The organism is Corallococcus sp. AB018 (assembly GCF_003986945.1).
Taxonomy (GTDB): Bacteria; Myxococcota; Myxococcia; order Myxococcales; family Myxococcaceae; genus Corallococcus; species Corallococcus exiguus.
Map to the genome: position 1 here is coordinate 1 of NZ_RAWR01000175.1, position 23,521 is coordinate 23,521.

A 23,521-nucleotide genomic window follows, 5' to 3' on the forward strand; every position below is an offset into this window, starting at 1 on the left:
GTCGCCTACTTCTTCTTGGCGATGATGTCGTTGATGGCCGCCCGGTCCTCGGCGGTGATGCGCTCGCGCGGGCCCGCCGCGTTGGCGGACTTCTGGGACACGGCGCCCTTCGCGTCGTCCAGCGCGTCCCCCACGCTGCCCTTCACCTTGTCCAGGGTGGAGGGGTTCACGGTGCGCTTCCAGGTGCGCTCCATGTGCTCCAGCGGGGAACGGCCGTCCACGTTGCCCCGCGCCAGGAAGACGCCCAGACCCACAGCGCAGGTCGTCCAGACCAGGAACTTCAACACGCCCATGATTCACATCCTCCTACGTCGTCTTACATCGACCCCGGGCACATGGCGAGTTTCCTGACCTGTTGCTCCTCAGTCGCTGACAGGGGGCCTGGGGGCCCTTAAGGTCCACGCGCTTGCAGCCCGAAGAACTCATCAGGGCCGCCCAGACGCGGGCGGCGGGATTGGACGTGGGGCGGGGGGACGCGGCGCTGGAGCGCGTGCGGGCCCAGGCCTCGGCGTTGTTCGCGAAACTTCCGGAGCCTCCGGTGTACCGGCGGGCGGAGGACCCGTCGCGCAAGGCGGCCCAGGCGCTCCTGCCGGAGATGGAGCGGGTGCTGGCGGAGGCCTTCGCGGTGGCGCGCGAGCCGGCGGTGTCGCCGCTGGTGGACCGGCTGGTGGCGGCCCTGCGCGCGCACGCGGAGGCGCTGGTGCACACCGCGGACGGCCGGCTGGAGGCGGCGGAGCTGGCGTGGCGAAAGGCCCAGGAGCTGGAGCGCGCCGCGCACCCCACGCGTCAGATGGTGGGCCAGCCGCCGCGGCCTCCGCCGGTGTTCGACAAGGACTCCGGCCTGTCGCGCTACGACCCGCGCAACGCGGCCCAGGCGACGGTGAAGCTGGTGTGCCCCAACACGGGCTGCAAGCGCTTGGGGGACTACGCCTTCGTCCCGACGCACGCCTACCACCGCTTCGTCTGCCCGGCGTGCCGGGTGCCCTTCCTGTCCTACTTCGGCGAATTGAAGGGCCTGGAGGTGGAGCACCGGCGCAGCTCCAAGCGCTACCGCTTCACGGTGGATGAGGTGGGCAGCACCGTCAGCACGCGCATCGACTTCGAGGAGGCGGGCGGACAGGAGTTCCCGGCCGCGCGGCGCGACCTGCTGGCCTTCCTCTACACGGAGCAGCGGGAGTTGAAGGTCGTGGTGAACCTCACCAACGGCAAGCTGATGTGGGTGAGCCCCGCGTCGTCGTGCTTCGTGGTGACGGCGGCCTTTGGCGAGGGCGCGCCGGAGCTGGTGGCGTTCCGGGCCTACCGCGATGACGTGCTCCGGAAGAGCCGGCTCGGCCAGGGGTTCATCGACGGGTACTATTATTGGGGCCCTCCGCTGGCGGCGTGGGTGGTGCGCCGACCGCGGGTGCGGGCCGGGGTGCGCTGGGCCCTGACGCGGGTGCACGGCCGCCTGACACGGAAGGAACGCGGATGACACAGCAGGCTGGGACGGAAGGGACGCGGCCGCCGGGCGCGCGCGGGGACAAGGCCAAGACGGCGCTGTCCGTGGTGGCGGTGCTGGGGCTGGCGGCGCTGGCGTTCCTGGGCGTGCGCGAGGCGCAGCGTGCGCGGCTGGTGCCTGACGGGGCGTCGCCGCCATCCTTCCAGCTGACGAAGCACGAGGGCGGCTCGCTCGCGCTGTCGGACCTGAAGGGGAGCGTGGTGATGCTCGACTTCTGGGCCACGTGGTGTCCGCCGTGCCGTGAAGAGATGCCGTCCCTGGTGAAGCTGGCCAAGGAGTACGAGTCCCAGGGGCTCGTCTTCGTGGCGGCCAGCCGGGACGAGGGCTCCACGGCGTCGCAGGAGGTGGACTACTTCCTCCAGCGCTTCCAGCCGGACCTGCGCCCGTACGTGGTGTACGCGGACGACGACGTGGCGCGCGCATTCCAGGTGAATGCGCTGCCCACGCTCTACTTCCTGGACCGGGACGGGAAGGTCATCGACGCGCAGCGCGGCATGCTGTCCGAGGACGGACTGCGCCGCCGCATCGAGCGCGCACTCAAGCGCTAGAGTGGAGGGCATGACCCTCTACGACGCGGACACGGTCGACGCGTGCGCCTGGCCGGAGACGCCGCAAGCGCGTCTCTCGCGCGACTACTTCGTCCCGCTGATGAAGCGCGGCAGCACCGCCTTCCTCTCCGACCGCACCACCCTGCGGCTGCTGGCGATGGATGACCTGCGCATCCCGCTGGCCATCAACGAAGCGGAGTACGGCAACTCCCCGCTGCATTCGTTGTGGGTGCGCTACATCGGCCTGCCGGTGGCGGCCGTGACGGCGGAGACGTACGGCGCGGCGCGCGCGGTGGTGATGCGCGGGGCCATGCGGACGCTGGGCGGGATGTTGAAGGCGGCGCGCATCGACAAGTGCGTCTACGTGGACCACTGGCTGGTGTTGCGCAACCTGAGCGTGAGCCTGGACGAGGCACAGCTGGAGCGACTCACCGCCTTCCTGGTGGAGCAGTTCCCCGGACACGCCATCGTGTTCCCCGCCATCAACCCGGCGAACGCGTCGCCCCTGCTCAACACGCTGGCCGCGCGGGACTACGGCTTCGTCTACGGGTCGCACACGCGCATGACGCTGCCCACGCACGAGGTCAGCCGGCAGGTGCGCGAGAACCGGCGCCGCGACGGACGGCTGCTGGAGGCCGCGGGCTACCGCATCGTGGACGGGCGGGAGATGCCGGATTGCGCGCCCCGGCTGCGGGAGCTGTACCGGTCGCTCAACGCGGACAAGTACCACTCCACGCTCGACTTCACGGAGGAGTGGTTCGCGTGGACGCTGCGCGAGGGAATCTTCCAGTACTGGCTCGCGGTGAAGGACGGACGCGTGGACGGCTTCTATGCCACGCACGTCAGCGACGACACGGTCTGGTCCCCGCTGTTCGGCTATGACCTGTCGCTGCCGCAGGAGCTGGGCCTGTACCGAGGGCTCGTGCACCGGCTGATGCAGGACGCGCTGGAGGTGGGGCTCACCATCGAGCTGGGGCCGGGGGCGGATCCGTTCAAGAGCCTGCGCGGTTCGCAGCCGGTGCCCCGCTGGACCGCGTATTACGTGAAGCACCTGTCGGGCTTCCGCCAGTACGCGTGGCGCACGCTGCAGCGCTACGTCAACGGCGGGGTGCGGCCCGCGGCGAACGCGATGCTGCGCAAGATTGATGGCGACGGCATCGTCGGCTTCGGACCGCTGACGCTGCCCTTCACGCCGCCCACGGGCCAGACGCCGCGCGAAGCGGCCCGGGCGCTGCGCGAGCAGGTGGACGCGCTGGAGACCTCGCTGGAGTCCGCCGCCCGGCTGGAGGGCGAGGCCCGGCTGCGCGCGCTTTCGCCGCTGTCGGAGACCCTGCACAACTGGCCGCAGCCCATGCGCCGCGTGGTGGCCTTGCGTGAGCGCCTGACGCGGCTGGAGCAGGAGGCGCGCCGCAAGCCCTCGCAGGCCGTGGCGACTGCGAGCGTGCCTCCCGCGGAGCAGGCCCGGCAGCTGCTCCAGGATGCGACGCGCTGGGGGGACACGGCACTCGTCGCCGCGCATGTGGGCGAGGTTCCGGCCCCGCACCTCAAGGCGTTGGTGGAGTCGCTGCGGCAGGCGACGGGCAGCGTGGGCGTGGTGCTCACCGCCACGCGCGGCGACAAGGTGGTGCTGGTGACAGCCGCGAGCGACGCGCTCCGGGGCCAGGGTGTGGACGCGGGCCAGCTCATGGCCCAGGCGGCGCCGTGCGTGGAGGGCAAGGGCGGCGGCTCTCCGGAGGTGGCCTGGGGCGGCGGCTCGCGCGCGGACGGCATCGAAGCGGCGCTCACCGCGACCCGGCGCTTCGTGGAGTCGCGGCTCGCGGGCGCGGTGCCGTCCGGCGGCGTGGGCTGAGCGTCAGAGCACCTGGCGCACGGCCTCCTCCAGCTTCGCCCTGGGCAGGGCGCCCACCACCTGCTTCACCACCTTCCCGCCCTTGAAGAACAGCAGGGTGGGCATGGCGCGGATGCCGTACTGCTCGGGCGTCCTCGGATGGTCGTCCACGTTGAGCTTGGCCATCTTCATCCGGCCCTTGTACTCGGCGGCCAGCGAGTCGATGACCGGCGCGAGGACCCGGCACGGCGGGCACCAGGTGGCGGTGAAGTCCACCAGCACCGGTTCCTCCGACTCCAGCACCTCGCGTTGGAACTCCGCGTCTCCCAGCTCGATGACGTCGCCAGCCATGGGCCCCATCCTTGCGTGAAGGGCGCGGGCCTTTCGTGGGGCCGCGCCTCGTGTCCACGGGATGTAATCGCGGGCGGGTGTGACGACGAGCGCCCCTGGCGGGACGCATTGTTCCGCCAGGAGCCCCCTATTCCTCCTGCCACGGGAGCGCGGCGCCGCGTGCGGACAGCAGCTTCAGGAAGGCGCGCACCTTGAGGGGCAGCTGCCGGCTGCTCGGGTAGACGGCGAAGATGGGCAGGCCCGGGGGCGTGTCGGTTTCGAGCACGGGGACGAGCAGCCCCGCGCGCACGTCGTCCGCCACCAGTGATGCCGCGAGCCGGACGATGCCCAGTCCTGCTCGCGCCGCCGCCTGGCCCGCGCGCTCGCTCGGCACGCGCAGGCGGCCCGTCACCGGTACGGTGCGAGTGCTCCGGCCTTCGGCGAAGAACCACACCTCGTCGGTGCCGGACTCGGCCAGGAGGATGCACTCGTGGGTCGTCAGCGCTTCGGGCGTCCGGGGCGTGCCGTGGCGGCTGAGGTAGTGCGGGCTGGCGTAGTAACCGGTGCGCAGGCGCCCCAGCCTGCGCGCCATCAGCGACGAGTCCGCGAGCGGCCCGGTGCGCAGCGCCAGGTCGTACTCCTCCGCGATGAGGTCCACGTGCGTCTGCGCGAGTGACACCTCCACGCGCAGCCGGGGATGGTGCAGGAGCAGCTCCGCGATGACGGGCGTGAGCAGTTCGCCCAGCAGCGACAGCGTGGCGATGCGCAGCGTGCCCTGGGGCGTACCGCGCGATTCGCTCACGGCGGCGTTCACCTCTCGGGCCTCGGCGACGAGCCGTGCGCAGTGCGCGTGGTACTCGCGGCCCGCTTCCGTGAGGCGGAGCCTGCGCGTGTTGCGCTCGAGCAGCCGGATGCCCAGGCGCTCCTCCAGGGCGGCCAGCCGGCGGCTCACCGTGGACTTGCGCAGGCCCAGGCGCTCCGCCGCGGAGGTGATGCTGGCCGTCGCCACCACCTCCGCGAAGAGCACCATGTCGTCCAGCAGGGGCGGGTTCGCGGCCACGACCGCGAGCCTATGCCCCGGCTGGAGCGGGCGCGAGCCCGCCGTGCGTCAGTCGTTGGCCGCGCCCGCGAGGATCCACGAGCGGACCAGGACGTTCATGCCCGGGTGTTGATCGAAGTACTCCGGCTTGCCCGTGGGCATGCGGTCTCCGCACGCCGTGCCCTCCATCTTCCGCACGAGCGCCGAGTTGTCCGGGTCGCCGGGCATGACGCGCTGGAGGGTGCCACAGGCCTTGGCGGTGACGTTGACCAGGCTCGCGTGGCTGCTGAGCGGAGCAAGGCTCAGGTTGCCGGCCTTGCCGTGGCAGTTCGTGCACTGCCCGGAGTTCCACAGCGACTGGATGTCCGCGCCGTAGTGGGGCACCGACACGGGCACGGTGACGGTCCGCACCACGGGCGGGTTCACGCCATCCGTGACGCTCACGTGGAAGGTGAACGCGGTCTCCGTGCCCACGGCGGGCGAGTACCACTGCGCGCTCTCACCCGTGGTGCCACCCACCCAGGTGCCCGCTGTGCTGGGAGCGACCTGCATCCATGAGTAGGTCAGCGGGTCGCCGTCCGGGTCTCTCGCGGTGATGGTCAGGGTGCCGGTCGTTCCCGCGACCAGTGCCGTGGGTGCGGAGACGGTGTCGCTCACGGTGGGGGGTTGGTTGGGAGGGGAGGAGGCATCATCGCCACAGGCGATGCCTCCCAACCCGATGACCAGCAGGGGCAACAGGATCCGTAGGGATAAGTGCATGGGGGGCCTCGGAACGCGAGTACCCGCCAAGCTGGCATGCGGTGGTGATTTCAACCCAGTGTCCGCAAGGGTTGGACAAAATCAGGCTGACGCACGTTCAGGATGTTCTCGAAGGCAGTCCGTAAGAGCACGCCATGTTCCGAATCGAGTCAGAAAAAGAGTTGCTGCGAGCCTTCCGCTCCAGGGATCGCAAGCACGTCGAACTGCCCAAGGGCACCCAGCTCCCGCTCTTCGTGCGGGACTACCTTTCGTGGGTGGATCCATACGGGGTGCGCGTCTTCCTGGTGTTCGTCGCGCCGGGGAGCAAGCAGCCCACGGGTATCGCCTTCCGCAGGGATCAGCACGGAGACCCGACCCTTGCGCCCAAGATGTGTGACTGGTGCCGGACGCCCACCGTGGCGGAGGTGGGGCTTATCACCACGGATGTCGACTCGAAGCGCAGGGTGGGTGTGATCACCTGCCTGGACCTGCGCTGCGGTGAGCGGCTGGAGTCCATGTCGGACCGGTCCGGTCGCAGCGTCCTGGACGACAAGGCGAGGCTGATGGAGCGCATGGCTCGCTTCGCGAGCGAAGCACTGGGCTTGGAGCCCGGCTCGGCGGATTGAGGAAGCGGGCCCGCGCGTCCGGGCCCGCCCTCCTTCGCGCTACAGCGCCCGCAGGTGGTGGAGGAGCTGCTCCGCCACCGACGATGCGTGGGGCGCGCTCAGCATCGTGTAGTGGTCTCCCGCCACGTCGTACGAAGTCACGGACCCCGTGAGCCACGTGCTCCATGCGGGCTCGTCGGCATCACGAGGCCCCGCGGTGGCCCGGAAGAGGAGCGTGGGGCCCGAGTAGCCACCGTCAGGCACGTAGAGGCGCTGGGCTTCGTAGAACCGCGTGTGCATTTCGAAGAGGCGCTCGGCGGCAGCCAGGTCCAGCCCCAGGTTGCTTCCCTTGAGCTGCTCCAGGACGTACGCGAGGCGTTCGCGCGGCTCCATGCGCCGCAGTTGCTCCAGGTCCAGGGACAGGTCCTGCCAGCGCAGGCCGAGCGTCCGCCCGACGAGCGCCAGCAGTCCGAGCGGGTCGGCTTCCGGACGTGGTTGGGGCGTGGGCACGGTGGAGTCCATCAGGGTCAGCAGCTCCACCACTTCACCCAGGGCCTGGAGCTGACGCGCCATCTCCAGCGCGACGAGCCCGCCGAAGGACCAGCCGCCCAGCAGGTACGGCCCCTGCGGCTGCACGGTGCGCAGCTGGTTCAGGTAGTCGCGCGCCAGTGCCTCGACGGATGCGGGAGGAAGGGCGCCGCCCTCCAGGCCCGACGCGGACAGTCCATAGACGGGCCGGTCGTTGCCCAACTGGCGGACGAACTCGGAGTAGCCCAGCACGCCGCCGCCTCCGCCGTGAACGAGGAAGAGGGGCTGCTTCTCCGCGGTGCCCGCTTTCAGTCGCACGAGGTTGGCGGGAAGCGGGGTGGTCTCCTGTTGGATCCGCTGCGCCAGTTGCTCGACGGTGCCGTGCTGGAAGAGGGCTGCCATGGGAACCAGGTGCCCGGTGTGCACGCGGATGGAGGCGATCAGCCGCAGGGCCAGCAGTGAGTGGCCGCCCAGTTCGAAGAAGTTGTCGGTGATGCTGACGCGAGGCACGCGCAGCACCTCCGCGAAGGACCAGGCCAGCTGCTCCTCCAGGGGCGTGCGGGGCGCGACGTGGCTTCCGGACGCGGAGGTCGTGGACTCAGGCGCGGGGAGGGCCTTGCGGTCGACCTTGCCGTTGGCGGTGAGTGGCAATGCGTCCAGACACACCAGGGCGGAAGGCACCGAGTAGTCGGGCAGCCGCTGCTTGAGGAACGCGCGCAGCTCGGCCACGTCCGGCGTTTCGGGCGCGACATAGGCGACGAGGCGCTTGTCGCCGGGCACGTCCTCGCGGGCCATGACGACGGCGTTCCGCACCGATGGGTGGGCGAGGAGCGCGGCCTCGATCTCCGCCAGTTCGATGCGGAAGCCGCGCACCTTCACCTGTGCGTCCGCGCGGCCCAGGAACTCCAGCACGCCGTCCTCACTCCAACGGCCGAGGTCGCCGGTGCGGTAGAGGCGCGCCCCGGGAGTGGAGGAGAACGGGTCGGGGACGAAGTGCTCCGCGGTGAGCGAAGGCTGGCCCACGTAGCCGCGTGCGAGTCCGTCGCCACCGATGAACAGCTCGCCCTGGATGCCCGGAGGAACGGGCTGGCCGGAGGCATCCAGCACGTACACCTGCGTGTTGCCCAGGGGGCGGCCCAGAGGAGTGGATGCGCCTACCTGGGAGGCATGCGTGAAGCGGTGGCTGGTGGCGAAGACCGTGGTCTCCGTCGGGCCATAGCAGGCGGTGATGGGGATGTTGAGTTGCTCCAGCACGCGACGCACGTGGGGCGCGGAGATGACGTCACCGCCCGTGAGCACCTGGCGCAGGGAGCGCAGCGCGGGCAGATGCGTATCCACCAACTGGGTGAAGAGGCCCACGGTGAGCCACAGCGTCGTCACGCCGTGGTGCACCAGCACCTGCTCCAGTTCATGCGGATCCGTCGGTGGGTGCGCGGGGAAGACGGCCAGCTTCGCGCCATGCAGCAGCGCACCCCAGACTTCGAAGGTGGAGGCGTCGAAGGCGAGGGGGGCCATCATCAACAATGTCTCGTCGGGCCCGAAGTGGGTGTAGTCGACGCCGAAGAGGGTGCGGAGTACGGCGGCGTGAGGCGTGCCGACACCCTTGGGCCTGCCGGTGGAGCCGGAGGTGAAGTCGATGTACGCGAGGCTCTGCGGCAGGGCGCTCCGTGGAGGCGCATGCGCAGGCATCACGTCGAGGGACAGCTCCTCCAGCACCACGGGCAACAGCTCCTCGTGAGGCAGATTCGACAGGAGCGCGCGAGAGGTGACGAGGACGCGAGGCCGTGCGTCCTCCACCATCGCGGCCAGACGCGCGCGTGGGTAGGCCGGATCCAGCGGCACGTAGGCCGCGCCCGCCTTGAGGATGGCGACGAGCGAGACGACCAGCTCCAGCGAACGCTCCAGGGCCATGGCCACACGCGAATCCGTGTCCACGCCCAGCGAGCGCAGATGCCACGCAAGCCGATTGGCGCGTTCATCCAGCTGCCGGTAGGTGAGGCGCGTATCGCCGAACTCAACGGCGACCTTCTCCGGGAAGCGGGTCACCACCTGCTCGAAGACTTCCGGAAGGGTGGAGTCGCGCGGGTATTCGGTCGCCGTCGCATTCCACTCCACCAACACGTGCTGGCGCTCTTCCTCTGTCAGCAGGGACATGGCCGCCAGGGGCGCCTCGGGCCGGGCCACGAGCGCTTCCGCCAGCGTGCGGAGGTGCTCCGCCATGCGCGCGGCCGTGCGCGGCTCGAACAGGGCGGTGTTGTAGACCAGCGCTCCCGTGAAGCCCTCGGGTGACTCCACCAGGCTCAACTCCAGGTCGAACTTGGACGTGGTCTCCTCCACGTCCAACGGGCGCAGCGTCAGTTCCTCCCCGGCCGGTGCAGGCGGAGCGCCGTCCCGCGGTGTGAAGAGCACCTGGAACAGCGGCGCGCGGCTCGGGTCTCGCGCGGGCCTCAACGCTTCCACCAATCGCTCGAAGGGCAGGTCCTGGTGGGCATACGCGCCCAGCGCCACCTCCTTCACCCGGCGCAGCAACTGCCGGAACGAGCCCCGGCGGTCCACCCGGGCCCGCAGCGCCAGCGTGTTCACGAAGAAGCCGACGAGTCCCTCCAACTCCCCCTGTTCACGGCCCGCGATGGGCGAGCCGACGGCGAAGTCCTCCTGTCCCGAGTACAAGGCCAGCAGGACCTGCCAGAGCGCGAGCAGCGCCATGAACGGCGTGGTGACCTCCTGCTGGCAGAGGGCCTTGAGTCCCCGCGTGGCGGCCTGTGACAGCCGCACGGACACCTGCGCGCCACGGTAGGTCTGCACGGATGGACGAGGCTTGTCCGTGGGCAGCTCCAGCGCATGCGGCACGCCGTCGAGCTGCTGCTTCCACCACCCCAGCTGCTGCTCCAGCACCTCGCCCTGGAGCCAGCTCCGTTGCCAGGCCGCGTAGTCCGCGTACTGGAGTGCCAGCGGTGACAGGGGCGACGGCTCACCCTTCGAGAACGCGGCATGGAGCGCCCTCAACTCCTCGACGAGGACGCGGTTGGACCAGCCATCCGAGACGATGTGGTGCAGCGTGACGAGCAGCACGTGGCGTCGCGCGGACAGGCGCATCAAGGTGGCGCGCATCAGGGGCGCGCGCGTCAGGTCGAACGGGAGGAGCGCTTCCTCCAGGGCCCGTCGCCGGGCCTCCGCGTCCTGCTCCGCCTCGGGCAGGTGGCTCAAATCCACCTGAGCCATGGACAGCTCCGCATGCGCGTGCGGGTGCTGGACGGGCTCGCCGTCCTCGCGCGCGTGGAACGTGGTGCGCAGGGCTTCATGGCGCTGGACGAGCGCCTGGAGGCCTTGAGCCAGCGCGGCTGCGTCCAGGGGCCCGTCGAGCCGCAAGGCGGCAGGGACGTTGTAGTGGACGCTCTCCGGGTTGAGCCGGTCGAGGAACCACAGCCGCTGCTGCGCGAAGGACAGCGGCAGCGGGCCGTTGCGAGGAACGGGCACCAGCGGTGGACGCCGTGCGCCCTGCTGAGCACGTGAGGCGGCTTCGATGCGTGAGGCCAGCGCCTCCACGGTGGGGGCTTCGAACAGCGTGCGCAGCGGAAGCTCCGCGCCCGTCTCCGCGCGCACCCGCGACACCACCTGCGTCGCGAGCAACGAGTGCCCACCCAGCGCGAAGAAGTCATCCTTCACGCCGACGCGGGGCACGCGCAGCACCTGCGCCCAGATGGCCGCCAGCTTCGCTTCCAGCTCCGTGCGAGGCGCTTCGTACGTGCTGCTGGCCGTCGGCGCTTCCGGTTCCGGCAACGCCTTGCGGTCCACCTTGCCGTTGACGTTGAGCGGCAGTGCCTCCAGCACCACCACCACGCCGGGCACCATGGCCTCCGGTAGGCGCTGACGCAGGTGTGCCTTCAGCGCGTCCACGTCCAGCGTCTCGCCAGACTTCGGCGCCACGTACGTGACGAGCTGCTTCTCCGTGGTCTCGCCCCTCGCCACCACGATGGCTTCCTTCACCGACTCCACCTGTCGCAGCGCCGCTTCGATTTCACCCAGCTCGATGCGGAAGCCGCGCACCTTCACCTGGAAGTCGACGCGGCCCAGGAAGTCGAGCGTGCCGTCCGCAAGCCAGCGCGCCTTGTCGCCCGTGCGGTAGAGGCGCTCGCCCGGCGTGGACGCGAAGGGATGGGGGACGAAGCGCTCGGCGGTCAGCTCGGGGCGGTTCAGGTAGCCCCAGGCCAGGCCCTTGCCGCCCACGTACACCTCACCGGCGACGCCCACGGGCACCGGTTGCAGGTTCGCATCCAGCACATACGCGGTGGCGTTCGGGATGGGACGGCCAATGGACACCGGGCCCTCCACTCGCGCGTCCCGGTGCAGGGGCAGCGTGGTGGAGAAGGTCGTGTTCTCCGTCGGGCCGTAGGCATGAATGACCGTCGCGCCTTCAGGCAGACGGGCCAGGTGGTCGCGCATGCGGGGCCAGGGCATCACCTCTCCGCCCGCGAGGACCTGACGCACCTCCGCCAGGACGTCGCCCTGGTGCAGGACGAGTTGCTCGAAGAGCGCGGTCGTGAGGAACATCGCCGTCACGCGGTGGCGGCGAAGCTGTCCGCTCAGCTCCTCCAATGACAGGACATGCGGAGGCGGAAGGACGAGCTTCGCGCCGTGCAGCAGCGCGCCCCAGATTTCGAGCGTGGACGCGTCGAAGGCAACGGGCGCGAACTGGAGCCAGACCTCGTCGGGCCCGAAGCGCATGAAGGTGCTGCCGAGCACCAGGCGGGTGATGCCCCGGTGCGGCACGCAGACGCCCTTGGGGCGGCCGGTGCTGCCGGAGGTGAACATGATGTACGCCAGGGCTTCACCGTCCACGCGGAGGTCGGGTGCATGCGTGGGCAACGCGGCGATGACGTCCCGCTGCGCATCCAGCCAGACACGACCACCGGCGGCCGGCAGCAACGGAGCGAACGGCTGGTGGGTCACCGTCACGCGGACGTCCGCGTCCTCCAGCAGGGCCGCGGTGCGCTCCACGGGCGCGTTGCGGTCCACGGGAACGAAGGCCGCGCCCAATTTGAGGATGGCGAGCATCGCCGTCACCAGCTCGAAGGAACGCTCGACGGCGAGTCCGACGCGTGCACCCGGGACGATGCCCTGCGCGCGCAGGTGCCAGGCCAGTTGGTTCGCGCGCGCGTCCAGCTGGGCGTACGTCAGCGAATCATCCCCCAGCACGAGCGCGACCGCGTGAGGCGTGCGCTGTGCCTGCCGGGCGAAGTGGACGTGGACGGGGATGTCCGTGGGGCTGGTGACGGCGGTGTCGTTCCACGCCACGAGGATGCGCTGGCGCTCGTCGCGGGTGAGGAGGGAGAGCTCGCCCAGGGGCTGATCAGGCTTCGCTGCCACGGCCTCCAGCAACGTGCGCAGGTGCTCCACCATCCGGGAGGCGGTGGAGGCTTCGAACAGGTCCGTGCGGTAGCTGAGCGCGCCCCGCAGGCCTTGCGCGGTCTGTGCCAGGGCCAGGGTGAGGTCGAACTGCGTGGTCTGTTCGGTCTGCTCCAGGGGCAGGAGCCGCACCGGCTCGGAAGCACCAGGTCCGCTCGGCAGCACCAGCGGCTGCGTCGGCGCGTTCTGCAGCGCGAGCACGGCCTGGAAGAGCGGCGAGTGGCTCAGGCTGCGCTTGGGCTGAAGCTCCTCCACCAGCTTCTCGAAGGGCGCGTCCTGGTGTTCGTAGGCGGCGAGCGTGGTGGCGCGCACCTGGGCCAGCAGCTGGCGGAAGGTGGCCTTCGGGTCGACGCGCGTGCGCAGCACCAGCGTGTTGACGAAGAAGCCGATGAGCCCCTCCGTGTCCTCGTGCGTGCGGCCCGCGATGGGCGAGCCCACGGAGACATCTTCCTGTCCGCTGTAGCGCGAGAGCAGCGCCTGCCATGCCGCCACCAGGGCCATGAAGAGCGTGACGCCTTCGCGTTGGCACATCGCCTGGAGGGACTCCGACAGCGCTCCAGACAGCTGCACGGGCACCTGCGAACCCTGGGGGGACAGGACGCGCGGACGCGGCTTGTCGGTGGGCAGCTCCAGCAGTGGCGGCGCTCCGGAGAGCTGACGGCGCCAGTACGCGAGGTGGTGATCCAGGACCTCGTCCTTCAACCAGTCGCGCTGCCAGGCCGCGTGGTCCGCGTACTGGACCGGCAGGGGAGGCAGCGGCGACGGCTGGCCCGAAACCCGGGCGCCGTACAGCGCGGACAGCTCCCGCACGAGCACGCCCATGGACCAACCGTCGGAGACGATGTGGTGCATGTTCAGCCACAGCACGTGCTCCCCTGCGCCCAGGCGCAACAGCGAGACGCGCAGCAGCGGCCCCCGCTCCAGGTCGAACGGGCGCCGCGCCTCTTCACGCAGCCGCTCGTCCAGCGCTTCGCGGGAGACCTCGCCCAGCTCCACCACCTCCAGGGCGAACGGCACTTCTGCAAGGATGACCTGGGCGGGCTGGCCCTCCTTCGCGACGAAGACGGTGCGCAGGGATTCGTGGCGGGCGATGAGCGCGGCGAAGGCCTGCTCCAATGCGGACACGTCCAGCGCGCCCTCCACGCGCAGGGCCAGGAAGATGTTGTAGGCGGCGCTGCCCGGCTCCAGCTGATCAATGAGCCACAGCCGCCGCTGGGCGAAGGACAGGGGCAGCGAGCCCGTGCGGGATACGGGCACGAGAGGCGGGGCGGGAGGCAGGGCCACCACGCCGCGCCTGCGCAGCTCGCGGAGGACCTCCCGGGCCCGGTGGTGAGCCTCCGCCCAGGTCAGGACCTGGCCGTCGTGCTCGACGGCGATCGCGTCGGGATGGCGCAGGGCCTGTGCCTGGAGGAGCCGGTGCAGGGAGGCATCCTCCGCCGTGGCCGCGCCGGTTTCGCTCCACGAGTGGAGCAGGAGCCCGCGCTCCTCGAGCGTGAGCATGGGCAGCGCGGAGAGGCGGCGCTCCGGTGCGTGGAGGGCGCCGGCCAGCAACGCGCGCAGGTGGCCCACCATGCGGTTGGCGGTCGAGGCGTCGAAGAGGTCGGTGTTGTATTCGAGCAGGCCCTTCAGCCCGTCCGCGGTGTCGTTCAGCGCCAGGGTGAGGTCGAACTTCGCGGTGCCGCCCCGGGGCTCCAGCGGCTGGAGCTTGAGGCCCGTGCTCAGGGTCTCCGGCATGGGCGCGTTCTGGTACGCGAGCATCACCTGGAAGAGCGGCGTGCGGCGCGGGTCACGCTCCGGCCGGAGCGCCTCCACCAGTTTCTCGAAGGGCACGTCCTGATGCGCGTACGCACCCAGGGCCACGTCGCGCACGCGGGCGAGCAGTTCGCGGAAGCTCGGGTCTCCGTCCAGCTTCGTGCGCAGCACCAGCGTGTTGACGAAGAAGCCGATGAGCCCTTCCAACTCCGCGTGGTGCCGGCCCGCGATGGGCGAGCCCACGGAGACGTCCTCCTGTCCGCTGTAGCGCGAGAGCAGCACCTGGGACGCGGCCAGCACCACCATGGAGGGAGTGACGCCCTCGCTCCGGCAGAGCGCCTGCATCGCGTCCGACAGCTCGCGAGGGAACTGGAAGGGCACCACCGCGCCACGGAAGGTCTGCGCCGCGGGACGAGGCCGATCCGTGGGCAGCTCCAAAGCCTTCGGCGCGCCGTGGAGTTGCTCGCGCCACCAGCCGAGCTGGGACTCCAGGGCCGCGTCTCGCAGCCAGGCTCGCTGCCAGACGGAGAAGTCCGCGTACTGCACGGGCAGCGGCTTGAGTTGCGGCGTCCGGCCATCCGCGTGGGCGGCATACAGCGTGGTCAACTCCTGGAGGAGCACGCCCATGGACCAGGCGTCGGAGATGACGTGGTGCATGGTGAGCAGCAGCAGGTGGTGCTGCGCGCCCATGCGCACGACGAGGACGCGCCAGAGCGGACCGGCTTCCAGGTCGAAGACCTGCCGTGCCTCTTCGTCGAGGATGGCGCTGAACTCGCGCTCGGCATCAGGCAGCGTGCTCAGGTCCATCCAGCCCGCGGGCAGCGTGGGGGACGCGCTGATGACCTGGACGGGGCCGGACGCCTCTTCCCGGAAGGTGGTGCGAAGGGATTCGTGGCGCTGGGACAGCTCTCGCAGGCCCCGTGCGAGCGCGGGCACATCGAGGGTGCCTTCGAGTCGCATGACGAAGGGGAGGTTGTACGCGGTGCTCGCGGGCTCCAGCTTCGCGAAGAACCACAGCCGCTGCTGGGCGAAGGACAGGGGCAGGCCGCCGTCGCGCGGCACCGGCCTGAGCGCGGGCACGGCCAGGGCAGGGAGCACCGGGCCTTGCGCTTCAAGACGACGGGCAATGGCTTCCACGGTGGGGGCCGCGAAGAAGTTCGCGATGGACAGCTCCGCCTGGAACGCACGCCGGATGCGCGAGAGGATCTGCGTGGCGCTCAGCGAGTTGCCGCCCAGGTCGAAGAAGTTGTCCTCGGCGCCGACCGTGCCCGTCTGGAGAACCTCTTCCCAGAGCGTGGCGAGCAACCGCTCCGTGTCCGTGCGCGGCGGGCGCGTCCGTGCGCGAGTCTGGAAGGTGGAGGGAGCGGGGAGGGCCTTGCGGTCCACCTTGCCGTTGGAGTTGAGGGGCAGGGCATCCAGTCGCCCCATGGCCGAAGGCATCATGAAGTCAGGCAGGCGCTGCTTGAGGAACGCGCGCAGTTCAGCCGCGTCCAGGGACTCAGGAGCGACGACGTAGGCGACGAGGCGCTTGTCGCCGGGCACGTCCTCGCGGGCCATGACGACGGCCTCGCGCACCTCGGGATGAGCGCGCAGGGCGGCTTCGATTTCGGGCAGTTCGATGCGGAAACCGCGCACCTTCACCTGTGCGTCCGCGCGGCCCAGGAACTCCAGCACGCCATCCTCACGCCAGCGGCCGAGGTCGCCGGTACGGTAGAGGCGCGCGCCTGGAGTGGAGGAGAACGGGTCGGGAAGGAATCGCTCCGAGGTGAGCGAAGGCTGGCCCACGTAGCCGCGCGCGAGTCCGTCGCCACCGATGAACAGCTCGCCCTGGATGCCCGGAGGAACGGGCTGGCCGGAGGCATCCAGCACGTACACCTGCATGTTGCTGTGCGGGCGGCCCAGCGGGACGGAGGCGCCCACCTGAGAGGCATGCGTGAAGCGGTGGCTGGTGGCGAAGACCGTGGTCTCCGTCGGACCATAGAAGGCGCTGACGGGGACGCCCAACTGCTCCAGCACGCGGCGCACGTGGGACGCGGAGATGACGTCACCGCCCGTGAGCACCTGGCGCAGTGTGCGCAGCGCGGGCAGGTGTGAATCCACCAGCTGGGTGAAGAAGCCAATGGTGAGCCACAGCGTCGTCACGCCGTGATGCACGAGCACCCGCTCCAGTTCATGCGGATCCGTTGGAGGGTGCGCGGGGAAGACGGCCAGCTTCGCGCCATGCAGCAGCGCGCCCCAGACTTCGAAGGTGGAGGCGTCGAAGGCGAGGGGGGCCATCATCAACAATGTCTCGTCGGGCCCGAAGCGTGCGTAGTCGACGCCGAAGAGGGTGCGGAGTACGGCGGCGTGAGGCGTGCCGACACCCTTGGGCCTGCCGGTGGAGCCGGAGGTGAAGTCGATGTACGCGAGGCTCTGGGGCAGGGCGCTTCGCGGAGGCGCCTGCGCAGGCATCACGTCGAGAGACAGCTCCTCCAGCACCACGGGCAACAGCTCCTCGTGAGGCAGGTTCGACAGGAGCGCGCGAGAGGTGACGAGGACGCGAGGCCGTGCGTCCTCCACCATCGCGGCCAGACGCGCGCGCGGATAGGCCGGATCCAGGGGCACGTAGGCCGCGCCCGCCTTGAGGATGGCGACGAGCGAGACGACCAGCTCCAGCGAACGCTCCAGGGCCACGGCCACACGCGAATCCGTGTCCACGCCCAGCGAGCGCAGATGCCACGCAAGCCGATTGGCGCGTTCATCCAGCTGCCGGTAGGTGAGGCACGTATCACCGAACTCAACGGCGACCTTCTCCGGGAAGCGGGTCACCACCTGCTCGAAGACTTCCGGAAGGGTGGAGTCGCGCGGGTATTCGGTCGACGTCGCGTTCCATTCCACCAGCACCCGCTGGCGCAGCTCCGCCGTGAAGGGCATCACGGTGTCGCGTGGCTGCGCGACGGCGCGGGCCTCCCACTCGCGCGCGACGTCCTCCAGCGGAACCGTGGGCGCGGGCCGCGCACGGGCCTCCTGTGGCTTGAGCGGTGCCGGGACCGGCTGCCCCTTGCCCGCGAGCGCCTCGTCGATGAGACGGGCCACTGCGTCCAGCGTGGGAGTTTCGAACAGGCGCCGGAGGGGCAACTCCACCGAGAAGGCCTGACGGATCCGGCTGAGCGCCTGCGTGGCCAGCAGCGAATGGCCGCCCAGGTCGAAGAAATGATCATTCGCCCCGACGCGCGTCACGCAGAGCAGCTCCTGCCACAGCCCCGCCAGGCGCTGTTCGGTGGGCGTGCGAGGCGCCACGTACTCCCGAGAATCACCCCCCGCCAGGTCCGGAGCCGGCAGCGCCTTGCGGTCCACCTTGCCGTTGGTCGTGAGCGGGAGCGTGGCCAGCACCACCACGGCCGACGGCACCATGTACTCAGGCAGGGCGTCCTTGAGGGCCGCCCGCAGCGCGCTGCTGTTGGAGTCAACGCCATCGCGAAGCACGACGTAGCCCACCAGCCGCTTGCCGCCGGGCCCGTCCTCGCGCGCTACCACCACCGCGTCCCGCACGGGCGGCAGCTTCGCCAGCGCGGTCTCCACCTCACCCAGTTCGATGCGGAAGCCACGCACCTTCACCTGCGCATCCGCCCGGCCCACGAACTCCAGCGTGCCGTCCTCGCGCCAGCGCACCACGTCGCCCGTGCGGTACAGCCGCGCTCCGGCTTCACCGGAGAAGGCATCCGGCACGAAGCGCTCGGCCGTCAGCGCGGACCGGCCCGCATAGCCTCGCGCCACGCCCACGCCGCCCAGGTGCAGCTCGCCCTTCACTCCCACGGGCACGAGCCCGCCCCGGGCATCCAGGACGTACGCGCGCACGTTGGCCAGCGGTCGGCCGATGGACGGCACACGTCCGTCCGCAGTGCACTCGGTGAGCGTGGCCATGACGGTGGCTTCCGTGGGGCCGTACGTGTTGATGAACACGCGGCCCGGAGCCCACCGCGCCACCACTTCCGGAGGCAGCGCTTCACCGCCGGAGATGACGGTCCGCAGCGCGGGCAGTCCTTCAGGGGCCGTGGCCGCGAGCGTCGCTGGCGTGAGGCTGATGACCGTCAGGGCCTCGTCGCGCAGCAGCTTGCGCAGCGGCTCGCCGGGCATCAGGTCTTCCAGCGGTGCCAGCACCAACGTGGCCCCGCTGCACAGCGTGGTGAAGATCTCCTCCACCGACAGGTCGAACGAGAGGCTGGCGAACTGGAGGACGCGGCTGCCCGGCCCGATGCCGTAGGCCGTGGCCTCATGCGCGACCAGGTTGCACACGCCACGGTGCTCGATGGCGGTCCCCTTGGGCATGCCCGTGCTGCCAGAGGTGTAGAGCACGTAAGCGAGATTCCGGGGGCCCACGCCGGAGTCCGGAGCCAGCACGCTCTCCCCCGCGAGCCCGTCCCGCTCCACATCGAGGCACAGCGCACGGGAGCGCGCTCCCTCCGGGAATCGCTCCAACAGCGGAGCCTGCGTCACCAGCACGGAGGCGCCGCTGTCCTCCAGCATGAAGGCCAGCCGCTCCCGAGGCAGCATCGGATCCACGGGCACCCACGCACCGCCCGCCTTGAGGATGCCAAGCAGTCCCACGGCGACGTCCAGCGAACGCTCCACGCTCAAGGCCACCCGGGCCTCAGGCCCCACGCCCCGGCGGCGCAGCGCATGCGCGAGCTGGTTCGCGCGGGCATCCAGCTGCGCGTACGTGAGCGCCTGTCCCAGGAACCGCACGGCCACGGCCTCGGGCGTGCGCTGCGCCTGCGCCTCGAAGAGCGTGTGCAGGCAACGGTCCTCCGGGAAGGGCGCGGCTTCACCGGCCCACTCGCGCTGGACCCGCGTCGCTTCGGCCGAGTCCATCAAGGGCAGCTCGGAGACGCGCCGGCCCGGATCCGCGACCACGCCTTCCAGCAGCGTGCGCAGGTGCGCGAGCAGCCGCTGGATGGAACCGGGGTCGAAGAGGTCCGTGTTGTACTCCGCCGTGAGGCGCATGCCCTGCGGCACCTCCATGGCGATGAGCGACAGGTCCGTCTTGCTGGTGCGGTTGTCCACCGGCTGCGCGTCCAGGACGAGCCCCGGCAATCGCAGCGGCGGCAGGGGCGCGTTCTGCAGCGTCAGCGCCACCTGGAAGAGGGGATTCACGCTCAGCTGGCGCTCCGGCTTCAGCGCGTCCACCAGCTTCTCGAAGGGCACGTCCTGGTGCGCGTAGGACTCCAGCGTCGTCTCGCGCACGCGGCCGAGCAGCTCGCGGAAGGACGGCTGGCCGGACAGGTCCGTGCGGAAGGCCAGGTAGTTGGTGAACAGGCCGATGAGCCCTTCCAACTCCGCGCGGCCACGGCCAGCCACGGAGGTGCCCACCACCACGTCCTGCTGGCCGCTGTAGCGCGACAGCAGCACCTGGAAGCCCGCGAGCAGCACGCCGAAGAGCGTGTTGCCCTCCGCGAGCGCGAGCGCCTTCAGCGACTCCACGAGCGCGACGGGCAGCACCGCGTTGATGCGCGCGCCGCGCCCGGAGAGGACCGCGGGGCGGGGCCTGTCGGTGGGCAGCTCCAGCACCGCGTCCGGATCCAACCGCTCACGCCAGAAGCCCAGGTGCGACTCCAGTACGTCACCGCGCAGGAACTCACGCTGCCAGGCCGCATAGTCGGCGTACTGCATGGGCAGCGGGGCCAGCGGTGACGGCTTGCCTTCCGCGAGCGCCGGGTACAGCGCGCTCAGCTCGCGCACCAGCACGCCCATGGACCAACCGTCCGTGATGATGTGGTGCAGCTTGAGCAGCAGCACATACTCCAGCGCATCCAGCCGATACAGCACGGTGCGCAGCAGCGGTCCCTTCTCCAGGTCGAACGGCTGGCGCGCCTCGTCGGTGATCAGCCGGATGGCCTCCGCCTCACGCTCCGACGCGGGCAGCGATTGGAGGTCCACCAGGGGCAGCGCGAGCTCCAACGCGGGCTCGATGTGCTGCAGCGGCCGGCCGTCCTGTTCGACGAAGGTGGTGCGCAGCGGCGCGTGACGCCGCACCAGCGCCTGGAGGCTGGCGTGCAGCACGGCCACGTCCAGCACGCCGGAGAACCGCACGCGGACCGGGATGTTGAAGGCGGCGCTGCCAGGGCTCAGGCGGTCCTGGAACCACATGCGCTCCTGGCTGAAGGACACCGGTGCATGCGTGGGCCGGACCTTGCCGCGCAGCAGCTCCGCCAGCCGCGCGCGCTTCTGCTCCGGGGTCATCCCCGCGCCGTTACCTTCTGTTTCAAATGTCCTCATGTTTCGAGAATAACTGGTCAGCGAGGGGTACTGGGTGAAACTGACCCTCGGCGATATTCCCGATTATTTCCGACGCAGCGCACTCGACAGAGCGCGTCGTGCGGGTGGGGAGACGAGGCCTCGAAGCGGGGCATTTTGCCCCGGGCCTTCAGTCATCCCGTAAAACAACAAATGTATCGATTTGGGACGGCCCGGGTGCCGGGCCGTCCCAAGGGTCCGCGTTACTTCTTGCCGGCCGGTGTGCCCGTTCCAGGCGCGGGAGGCGCGCCCGGTCCGGGAACCGGCTCGGTGCCGGGCGGCGGCGGCTGGCCGTGGGGGACGATGGTCTCCTTCGGGCCGGATTCGAGCTCCGACTTGACCAGCTTGAAGTCCACGCGCCGGTTCTTCGCGCGGCCGAGCGCCGTGTCGTTGGTGGCGATGGGCCGGTCGAACCCGAAGCCCTGCGACGTGAGGCGCTTGCGGTCGATGCCCTTCTTCGTCAGGTACTCGAGCACCGACTTCGCGCGCCGGTTGGACAGGTCCACGTTCAGCGCACGCGAACCCTTGTTGTCCGTGTGCCCTTCAATCTGCACGGGCCCCAGCGTCGGGTTCTTCGCGAGCACCGTCGCCACCTCGTCCAGCAGGGGGTACGACTGCTTCTGGATGACCGCGGAACCCGTCTCGAAGAGGATGTTGCCCTTGATGCGGATGCGGTCCGACTCCACCACCACGTAGGGCGGAGCGTCGTACGGGCAGCCGTTGTTCTCAGGCGGACCGGCGACGTCGGGGCAGTCGTCCTCGCCGTCCGGAATCTCGTCGAAGTCCGTGTCCGGGCAGCCGTCGAAGTCCTTCAGGCCGGGCACCAGGGGGCACTTGTCCAGCGGGTCGATGACGCCGTCGCCGTCGGTGTCCTTGTCCGGCTCCACCGGGCAGCCCTTGTTCTCCTTCGGGCCGGGCTTGTTGGGGCACATGTCGTCGCCGTCCGCGACGCCGTCGCCGTCGTTGTCAGGATCCGGGCAGCCGTCGAAGTCCTCGAAGTCGTCCTTGTCCTCGGGCTGCGTGGGGCAGCGGTCGCGCACGTCGGGCACGCCGTCGCCGTCGGAGTCCGGGCCCTCGTCCTTGAAGGTCTTGTCGTAGCGCAGCGCCAGCATGACCCGCAGGGCCTCACGGCCGTAGCCGGTGGTGACGTTGAGGCCGCGGCCCACGTCCAGCTCCACGCCCCAGTCGCCCCACACCTTCGCGCGGGCGCCCACCAGCAGCTCCCACGGAGACTTGAGCGAATCCGCCTGGTCGAAGTTGAAGGGGCGCGCCAGCGGCGTGCGCAGGTGCATTTCCGCGGTGGCCTTCACCTCGCGCAGCCGGCTGATGTCCGGCAGGTCCACGATGCCGCCCGCGCCCAGCGTCAGCTCGTCGTCCACGCGCAGGTTGAGGTACTGCGCCGCGGGGCGCAGCAGCACGCCCGCGTTGCCCAGCACGCGCACGGGCCCCAGCTTCTTCTCAATGGCCAGGCGCGGGGCGAACACCACGCCGCTCTCACCCGTGAAGCTCTGCGCGCTGCCGGTGGGCAGCCGCACCTCCGCCACCAGCGCGAGCCCCAACGGGAAGCGGTCCGGATTCAACAGGCTCACGCGAGGCAGCACGCGGATGTCGCCCAGCGTGGTGCCGCTCACGCCCGCGGCGCCAGGGAAGTCCGGCGCGTTCAGCGCGTCACCCAGCAGCGAGAAGTTGTCGCCCTGGATGAGTGTGACGGGCAGGTCCACGCCCAGCTCCAACCGCTCCAGCAGCTGGTAGGAGAACAGCAGGTGCGCGTCCAGCCGGTACGGCAGCAGGTTCCCCAGCTTCTCGTCGCCCAGCTTCAACGCGAGGATGCGCCAGTTGAAGTCGAAGAGCAGAGCGCCCCGGTAGCTGCCCACCGGTTCCACGGTGGCGCCTTCCAGGCCGATGCCGCTGGACTGCGCGGCCGTCGGTTTCACCGGGACGGCGTCGAAGCCTCGGGAGAAGGGGTCTGGTTGAGCGTGGGCCGCTGCCGTGGTGAGCAGCAGGCCCAGGAGCGCGAGTCGCAGGGCCGCGCCGCACGCGGACCGGCTCCACGAAGGTTCGGAGTCGGGGCATTGCATCCTGAGGCTCTTAGCACCCACCTCCCCCCGCCGGAAGAAAACCCACCCTCGCGGTGTGAGCTACAGCCCCATGCCATTTATACAAACCCCGATCATCTCGGATCCGCCGTGTGTCTTGTTGCATACGACACATTTCACGCGGGACCCCTGGGTTCCCGGCGCGCGTGACGCTGTGCGAGCAGCGAGAAGAAGGGCCATGAAACGCTGGCTCCTGTGGGGATGTGTCCTGGTGGCGGGCTGTGGCACCCGCGAGGCGAATGTGCGGCGCGACGCGCTGCACGCCGCGCCCGCGAACACGGTCGTCTTCGAAGGCAGCTGTGACGCGTCCGGCGCGGTGGAGCTGGGCCAGGGCCTGTTCGTGGTGGCGGACGACGAGGACAACATCCTGCGCGTCTACGATGCGCGGAAGGGAGGCCGTCCGCTGCGCACGGTGGACTTGTCGCCGTCGCTCGACCTGCCGGTGAAGAAGAAGCCGCCAGAGACGGACATCGAAGCGGGCTCGAGGCTGGGCAACCTGGCCTTCTGGCTGACGTCGCACGGCCGCAACAGCTCCGGCAAGAAGCAGCCCGCGCGCCTGCGCTTCTTCGCCACTGGCGTGGAAGACCCCGAGCACGTGCAACTCGTAGGGCAGCCGTACACGCAGCTGTTGGAGGACCTGCTCGCGGACGCCCGGCTCGCGCCGTACGGGCTCGCGCAGGCGGAGCCGCTGCCGCCCAAGGAGCCGGGTGGGCTCAACATCGAAGGCATGACGGCGATGCTGGACGCGCCCGGGATGCTGATTGGTTTCCGCAGCCCGCTGACGCAGGGCAAGGCGTTGGTGGTGCCGCTCTTGAACCCGGAGGCGGTGGTGCGCGACGGCTCGACCGCGCGCTTCGGGGAGCCCCGGCTGCTGGGGCTC

11 protein-coding genes are annotated in these 23,521 nt (G+C 70.3%); 5 read left to right on the plus strand and 6 right to left on the minus strand.

The window, feature by feature from the left end:
• Positions 1 to 5 precede the first annotated feature (5 nt).
• A complete protein-coding gene (locus tag D7Y11_RS30580; RefSeq protein WP_120575745.1) occupies positions 6 to 293 on the minus strand; it encodes a hypothetical protein in 288 nt (95 codons plus the stop codon).
• A gap of 113 nt (positions 294 to 406) precedes the next feature.
• On the opposite strand from D7Y11_RS30580, the gene D7Y11_RS30585 reads away from it, so the two are divergent.
• Genes D7Y11_RS30585 through D7Y11_RS30595 form a run of 3 tightly spaced genes read left to right on the plus strand, consistent with a single transcriptional unit; the run spans position 407 to position 3,895 of the window.
• Positions 407 to 1,471, plus strand: a complete 1,065-nt coding sequence (locus tag D7Y11_RS30585; protein ID WP_120575746.1) for a CFI-box-CTERM domain-containing protein — start codon at positions 407 to 409, stop codon at positions 1,469 to 1,471.
• On the plus strand, positions 1,468 to 2,046 hold the full coding sequence (locus tag D7Y11_RS30590; protein ID WP_172813962.1) for a TlpA disulfide reductase family protein: 579 nt from the start codon (positions 1,468 to 1,470) through the stop codon (positions 2,044 to 2,046). Before D7Y11_RS30585 ends, D7Y11_RS30590 begins: the two co-directional genes overlap by 4 nt.
• A 10-nt stretch (positions 2,047 to 2,056) precedes the next feature.
• Positions 2,057 to 3,895 carry a DHHA1 domain-containing protein gene (locus D7Y11_RS30595; RefSeq protein ID WP_158642016.1) on the plus strand — a complete coding sequence of 613 codons (1,839 nt, stop codon included), beginning with the start codon at positions 2,057 to 2,059 and terminating at the stop codon, positions 3,893 to 3,895.
• A gap of 3 nt (positions 3,896 to 3,898) precedes the next feature.
• On the opposite strand, the gene trxA is transcribed toward D7Y11_RS30595, so the two are convergent.
• The 3 genes from trxA to D7Y11_RS30610 form a co-directional block, all read right to left on the minus strand.
• The gene (gene trxA, locus D7Y11_RS30600; RefSeq protein ID WP_120575748.1) at positions 3,899 to 4,225 is read right to left on the minus strand and encodes a thioredoxin; all 327 of its coding nucleotides are present in this window, start codon (positions 4,223 to 4,225) and stop codon (positions 3,899 to 3,901) included.
• Between the two features lie 127 nt (positions 4,226 to 4,352).
• Complete coding sequence (locus tag D7Y11_RS30605; protein ID WP_120575749.1) at positions 4,353 to 5,264, minus strand: LysR family transcriptional regulator; 912 nt, start codon at positions 5,262 to 5,264, stop codon at positions 4,353 to 4,355.
• A 48-nt stretch (positions 5,265 to 5,312) separates the two neighbouring features.
• Positions 5,313 to 6,002, minus strand: a complete 690-nt coding sequence (locus D7Y11_RS30610) for an Ig-like domain-containing protein (RefSeq protein WP_126935431.1) — start codon at positions 6,000 to 6,002, stop codon at positions 5,313 to 5,315.
• Positions 6,003 to 6,136: 134 nt separating this feature from the next.
• Between D7Y11_RS30610 and D7Y11_RS30615 the strand changes: the two genes are divergently transcribed.
• The gene (locus tag D7Y11_RS30615) at positions 6,137 to 6,607 is read left to right on the plus strand and encodes an FBP domain-containing protein (RefSeq protein WP_120575751.1); all 471 of its coding nucleotides are present in this window, start codon (positions 6,137 to 6,139) and stop codon (positions 6,605 to 6,607) included.
• Between the two features lie 39 nt (positions 6,608 to 6,646).
• Here D7Y11_RS30615 and D7Y11_RS30620 read toward each other — a convergent pair whose 3' ends face one another.
• Entirely contained in the window at positions 6,647 to 20,491 is a 13,845-nt protein-coding gene (locus D7Y11_RS30620; protein ID WP_158642017.1) for a non-ribosomal peptide synthetase, read from the minus strand.
• Between the two features lie 257 nt (positions 20,492 to 20,748).
• Positions 20,749 to 22,623, minus strand: a complete 1,875-nt coding sequence (locus tag D7Y11_RS30625) for an OmpA family protein (protein WP_126935433.1) — start codon at positions 22,621 to 22,623, stop codon at positions 20,749 to 20,751.
• A 196-nt stretch (positions 22,624 to 22,819) separates the two neighbouring features.
• On the opposite strand from D7Y11_RS30625, the gene D7Y11_RS30630 reads away from it, so the two are divergent.
• The coding region (locus tag D7Y11_RS30630) for a DUF3616 domain-containing protein (RefSeq protein ID WP_126935434.1) at positions 22,820 to 23,521 on the plus strand (702 nt) is incomplete at its 3' end.

Excerpts from the sequence above, each read along its gene's own strand:
- D7Y11_RS30610 (WP_126935431.1), bottom strand. The coding sequence starts at position 6,002 with ATGCACTTATCCCTACGGATCCTGTTGCCCCTGCTGGTCATCGGGTTG.
- D7Y11_RS30590 (WP_172813962.1), top strand. The coding sequence starts at position 1,468 with ATGACACAGCAGGCTGGGACGGAAGGGACGCGGCCGCCGGGCGCGCGC.
- D7Y11_RS30595 (WP_158642016.1), top strand. The coding sequence starts at position 2,057 with ATGACCCTCTACGACGCGGACACGGTCGACGCGTGCGCCTGGCCGGAG.
- D7Y11_RS30580 (WP_120575745.1), bottom strand. The coding sequence starts at position 293 with ATGGGCGTGTTGAAGTTCCTGGTCTGGACGACCTGCGCTGTGGGTCTG.
- D7Y11_RS30620 (WP_158642017.1), bottom strand. The coding sequence starts at position 20,491 with ATGACCCCGGAGCAGAAGCGCGCGCGGCTGGCGGAGCTGCTGCGCGGC.
- D7Y11_RS30625 (WP_126935433.1), bottom strand. The coding sequence starts at position 22,623 with ATGCAATGCCCCGACTCCGAACCTTCGTGGAGCCGGTCCGCGTGCGGC.
- trxA (WP_120575748.1), bottom strand. The coding sequence starts at position 4,225 with ATGGCTGGCGACGTCATCGAGCTGGGAGACGCGGAGTTCCAACGCGAG.
- D7Y11_RS30615 (WP_120575751.1), top strand. The coding sequence starts at position 6,137 with ATGTTCCGAATCGAGTCAGAAAAAGAGTTGCTGCGAGCCTTCCGCTCC.